Source organism: Streptomyces sp. McG3, assembly GCF_018619185.1.
Taxonomy (GTDB): domain Bacteria; phylum Actinomycetota; class Actinomycetes; order Streptomycetales; family Streptomycetaceae; genus Streptomyces.
Window position 1 is genome coordinate 1 of the sequence record NZ_JAAXYC010000453.1, and the last position, 4713, is coordinate 4713.

The following is a 4713-nucleotide window of genomic DNA, read 5'->3' on the forward strand; positions in this document are numbered from 1 at the left end:
GCCACGCCCCTCAGCCGCCCAGATACCCCGCGCACCGCAGCGGCCCCAGCGCCGGCCCCTCCCCCGGGCGGATCGTCACCTCCACGTCGTCCGCCCGGACCTCCGCCTCGGCCACGGACTGGAAGCTGGCGAGCGTGCAGACCAGTTGCCCCGTCACCTGGTCACGTGCCTCCGCCCAGTACGGGCCCTCCAGCTCCACGGTGACCCGGGCCCCGTCCCCGGTCACGGTGTAGCCGGCGGGGGCGTGGAGCAGCGTGGTCAGCCCCTCGCGCCGCTCGGCGGCCGTCGGCCCCTGGGCGAGCAGCTTCATCACCGCGTCGAGGCTGGTGAAGTCCCGGTCGAGCACGGGTACGGCCCGCAGCCCGGTGTCGGACGCGTAGTACAGCCGCATCCCGCGCGTCAGCCCGGACGCGGGCTCGCCCGCCTCTATCACCCCGGTCGGCTGGACCCCGCACCCGACGAGCACGGTCCCCAGCACCGTGAGGACGGCCCCCAGCAACCAGCTTCTCCGCGCGTTCCCCCGCAAGCGCCTACTCCATACGCCTCCCCCCGGGCGCCTCCTCCGCTCCCCTCCCCGCAAGCGCAAGCGCCTCACCCGTCTCCCTCCTCCGGGTGCCGCAAGGGCAGCCGCAGCGTGAACACCGCGCCGCCCTCGGGCCCTTGACCCACCTCGATGGTTCCGCCGTGCAGCCGCGCGTTCTCCAGCGCGATGGCCATGCCGAGGCCGCTGCCCTGCCCGAAGACTTCGCCCTCCCCTGGGCCGCCGCCGCTGTCCTCGATGGTGCTGCGCGTGCGCGCCGCGTCCGCCTTGTAGAACCGGTCGAAGACCCGCTCCCGGGCCTCCGGCGGCAGCCCCGGGCCGTGGTCGGCGACCTCCAGCGTCACCCGGTCGCCGCCGGGCGCGGCCAGGGTGACCGTGACCGGCGGGGCCCCGTGCCGCAGCGCGTTGCCCACCAGGTTCGCCACGATCACGTCGATCCGCCGCCGGTCGACCACGGCCCGTACGTCCTCGCGGAGTTCGACGGTCACCCGGTCCGTCCAGCCGCGCAGCGCCAGCGACGCCCGTACGGTGTCGGCGAGGTCCGTCGGGGCCGCGTTGAGCCGGGCCGCCCCGGCGTCGAAGCGGGAGATCTCCATCAGGTCCTCGACCAGCCGGGACAGCCGGGCGGTCTCCGCGCCGACGGTACGCGCCGCGTGGGCGGCGTCCGGCGGCAGCTGGTCGGCGTCCTCCTCCAGGACCGTCGCCACCATCGTCATCGCCGCCAGGGGCGTGCGCAGTTCGTGCGACACGTCCGCCACGAACCGCCGCGCCTTCGCCTCCTGCGCCCGCAACTCCGCGTCGGACGCCTGGAGCGCGTCGGCGGTATCGTTGAACGTCCGTGCCAGGTGCGCGAGTTCGTCGTGACCGCGGACCGCGACCCGGCTGCCGAGATCCCCGGCGGCGAGTTCCCGGGTGGCCCGCCCCAGCTTCCGTACCGGCCGCAGGACCGTCCCGGCGGCCAGCAGCGCCAGCAGCGCGGCCAGCACCACCACGGGCACGGTCCCCGTCCGTACGGAGTCCAGCAGGGCGGCGGTGTCGTCGCGCTCGGCCCGCAGGTCGGTGATCACGAAGACCTCCAGGCCCGAGGTGCGCCGGTCCCCGTCGGCGTACGTCACGGGAGTGCCGACGACCAGATACGGATCGCCCCGCCACTGGACCCGCTGGAACCGGGCCCCGTCCCCGGACCGGACGGCCGCCCGCAGTTCGGCGGTGATCCGGCCCTCCGTGTCGGCGTACGCGTCGGAGACGGCGGACAGGTCCTGGTGGCGGGCGACCACGATGCGCGCGCCCAGGCCCTCGGAGACCTTCGCCGCGAACCGGGCCAACGACCGCTGGTCGGGCGGCAGGTCGAACCCCGCGGCGACGGTGGCGACCCGCTCCCGGACGTCGTTCACGGCGGTGTTCTGGGTGCGCTGGAGGACGGCGGTGCGGGCGTCCCGGTAGGCGAGGGCGGTCGCGGTCACCGCACTGACGAGAGCGACGAGGACGAAGGTGACGACGAGCCTGACCCGCAGCCCGCCGACGAACCGCCGGGACCATCGGCGGCAGGAGCGCCGGGGGACGGGCCGTCTCACAGCGGCCCGAAGCGGTAGCCGAAGCCCCGCACGGTCTGTACGTACCGGGGTCTGGCCGGTACGTCCTCGATCTTGGCCCGGAGCCGGCCCACCGCCGCGTCCACCAGCCGGGAGTCGCCCAGGAAGGTGTGGTCCCACACCGAGGCGAGGAGCTGCTCCCGGGTGAGGACCCGGCCGGGCGCGGCCGACAGCTCCAGCAGGACCCGCAGTTCGGTGGGCGGGAGGGGAACGGCCACCCCGTGCTTGGTCACGGTCAGCCCGGCCCGGTCGATCACCAGCCCGGCGTGATCGGTACGGCCCGCGTCGGGGACCTCCCCGGCGGGCCCCTGCCGGGGATACGGTTCCGCGCGGCGCAGGGCGGCCCGGATGCGGGCCTCCAGGACGGGCGCGGTGACCGGTTTGACCACGTAGTCGTCGGCCCCCGCCTCCAGCCCGGTCACGATGTCCCGGTCGTCGCCGCGCGCGGTCAGCATGATGACGGGCAGCGTCGCCGTACGGGCCCGGATGCGGCGGCACACCTCGAAGCCGTCCATGCCGGGCAGCATCAGGTCCAGCACGGCCAGTTCGACCCGCGCGCCCCGCTCCCCGGCCAGCAGCGCGAGGGCCTGCTCGCCGGTGGCGGCGGTCTCCACGCCGTACCCGTGCCGGCGCAGCACGAGCTCCATCCCGTCCCGTACGGAGGCGTCGTCCTCGATGAGCAGCACATGCGGCATGGGCCCGATTATGCGCACGCGCCGGCCGCCCGCGCCTCCTCCTCCGAGGGCTGATGCGCAGGTCGGAGGCATTGTTACCTTCCCATCACGTGCCCATGCACGGGCCATCATCCTCGGCGGCCAGCGTGAGGCCCATGAGCTTCCCCACCACCACCGCCCGGCTCCGCCTGGCCGCCTTCGTCGCCGTGCCCGTACTCGCCCTCACCGTCGCCTGCGGCGGCGACGACACCACCGGGACCAGGAGTCACGACGCCGTCGCCGACGTGCCGTCCGCGAAGAGCGAGCCCTCCGAGGCCGGGGCCACGCCCGGCGCCCCGAGCGCGAAGCCCGCCGGCCGGAGCGCCTACTACGACGCCCAGGTCGCGTTCGTCCGGTGCATGCGCGCCGAGGGCGGCTACAAGGACTTCCCCGACCCCAGGCTCAGCGGCCACCTCGACTGGGAGAAGATCAGCGAGATCGGCTCCCAGCCAGGCCGCAACGAGGGCATCAAGGCCGGGAAGGACAACGTCTGCGTGGACGAACTCAGGGCGTCCCTGGCGGTCGAGCCCAAGCGCGACCAGCAGAAGTCCTACGAATCGATGCTCGCCCACGCCCAGTGCATGCGGGACAACGGCATCAGCCGGTTCACCAACCCGGTGATGTCCGGCGGCAACGCGGTGCCCGGCGGCGACCCGAACCCGGCCTCCCCGGTCTACGACCCCGATGCGCCCGCGTACAAGGAGGCCCGGGCGGCGTGCAGGTCGAAGCTCCTCGACGGTCTGGACGGCATGCAGTGAAGCGTTCCACCGCCGTTCTCCTCGCGCTGGGCACGGTGACCGCAGCCGTCGCCGGGGGCGTCCTGTTCCTCGGCGCCGGCGACGGGGCGGGCACCCCGGGCAGGGGCGGCGACGGCCTCCCGCCCGCCACGGCCGCCGTCGTCCGCACCGACCTCGTCCTCTCCAAGACCGTCGACGGGAGGATCGACTTCGCCCAGCGCCGTGTCGTCAAGGCCGCCGTGGAGGGCACGGTCACGGTGGCGGCCGACGAGGGCGAGACCGTGTCGCGGGGGCAGGCCCTGTACGAGCTGAACGACAAGCCGGTCACGCTCCTCTACGGGCCGGTCCCGGCGTTCCGCGAGATGAAGGCGGGCGACCGGGGCAGCGACGTCCTCCAACTGGAGCGCAACCTGCGGGACTTGGGTTACGGGGCCGGGCTGTACGTCGACACGGAGTACGGCAAGGACACCGAGGCCGCCGTCAAGCGGTGGCAGAAGCAGCTCAACCGCGAGACCACCGGCAGGGTCGGCCGGGGCGACGTCGTCTTCCAGCCCGACCGGGTCAAGGTGGTCTCCGCCGACGCGGCCCTCGCCGACCAGGTCGGCCCGGACGGGCCCGTCCTGACGATCGCCTCCACCAGGCCGGTCGTCCGGGCCCTCCTGGACCAGGCCGACGGCGCGCTCACCGCACGCGGAACGAAGGTGGAGGTGGCCCTGCCCAGCGGGAAGACCGTGCCCGGGAAGGTCGCCGGAACGGTACGCCCGGAGGAGGGCGGGGCGGAGGACGGGACCCCGGAGGGCATCACCGTCGAGGTCGTCCTCGACGGCGGTCCCGGCACGGCCTCCGGCGAGGACGCCGAGGCGGCGGCGAGCGTGACGTTCGTCAGCGAGGCCCGCGAGGGGGTCCTCGCGGTGCCGGTCGAGGCGGTGGTGGCGCTGCGCGGCGAGAACGGGGGGTACGGGCTGCAGATCGTCCGGGGCACGACCTCCTCGATGGTCCGGGTGGAGACGGGCATGACGGCCGACGGTCGGATCGAGGTCAGCGGCGCGGAGCTGCGCGAGGGCATGAAGGTGGGAGTGGCGAAACCATGACCCCGCCCTCCTCCCGGAACCCCGGGATCCGCCCGGTCC

The 4713-nt window shown here is 74.5% G+C and carries 5 protein-coding genes; 2 read left to right on the forward strand and 3 right to left on the reverse strand.

What is annotated here, in order from left to right:
- Positions 1–10: 10 nt before the first annotated feature.
- The 3 genes from HET64_RS36670 to HET64_RS36680 form a co-directional block, all read right to left on the reverse strand.
- On the reverse strand, positions 11–499 hold the full coding sequence (locus HET64_RS36670) for a GerMN domain-containing protein (RefSeq protein WP_251146379.1): 489 nt from the start codon (positions 497–499) through the stop codon (positions 11–13).
- 92 nt (positions 500–591) lie between these two features.
- Positions 592–2115 carry a HAMP domain-containing sensor histidine kinase gene (locus HET64_RS36675; RefSeq protein ID WP_308370430.1) on the reverse strand — a complete coding sequence of 508 codons (1524 nt, stop codon included), beginning with the start codon at positions 2113–2115 and terminating at the stop codon, positions 592–594.
- Complete coding sequence (locus tag HET64_RS36680) at positions 2112–2828, reverse strand: response regulator transcription factor (RefSeq protein ID WP_215111561.1); 717 nt, start codon at positions 2826–2828, stop codon at positions 2112–2114. The genes HET64_RS36675 and HET64_RS36680 overlap by 4 nt, the downstream gene beginning before the upstream one ends.
- A 134-nt stretch (positions 2829–2962) precedes the next feature.
- Here HET64_RS36680 and HET64_RS36685 point away from each other — a divergent pair, with 134 nt between their 5' ends.
- Together HET64_RS36685 and HET64_RS36690 are read left to right on the forward strand one after the other, a co-directional pair.
- A complete protein-coding gene (locus HET64_RS36685; RefSeq protein ID WP_215111562.1) occupies positions 2963–3604 on the forward strand; it encodes a hypothetical protein in 642 nt (213 codons plus the stop codon).
- Entirely contained in the window at positions 3601–4674 is a 1074-nt protein-coding gene (locus HET64_RS36690) for a peptidoglycan-binding protein (RefSeq protein WP_215111563.1), read from the forward strand. The genes HET64_RS36685 and HET64_RS36690 overlap by 4 nt, the downstream gene beginning before the upstream one ends.
- The last annotated feature ends 39 nt before the right edge of the window (positions 4675–4713 follow it).

Coding starts and splice junctions, on each gene's coding strand:
- HET64_RS36680 (WP_215111561.1), bottom strand. CDS start 2,828: ATGCCGCATGTGCTGCTCATCGAGGACGACGCCTCCGTACGGGACGGG.
- HET64_RS36685 (WP_215111562.1), top strand. CDS start 2,963: ATGAGCTTCCCCACCACCACCGCCCGGCTCCGCCTGGCCGCCTTCGTC.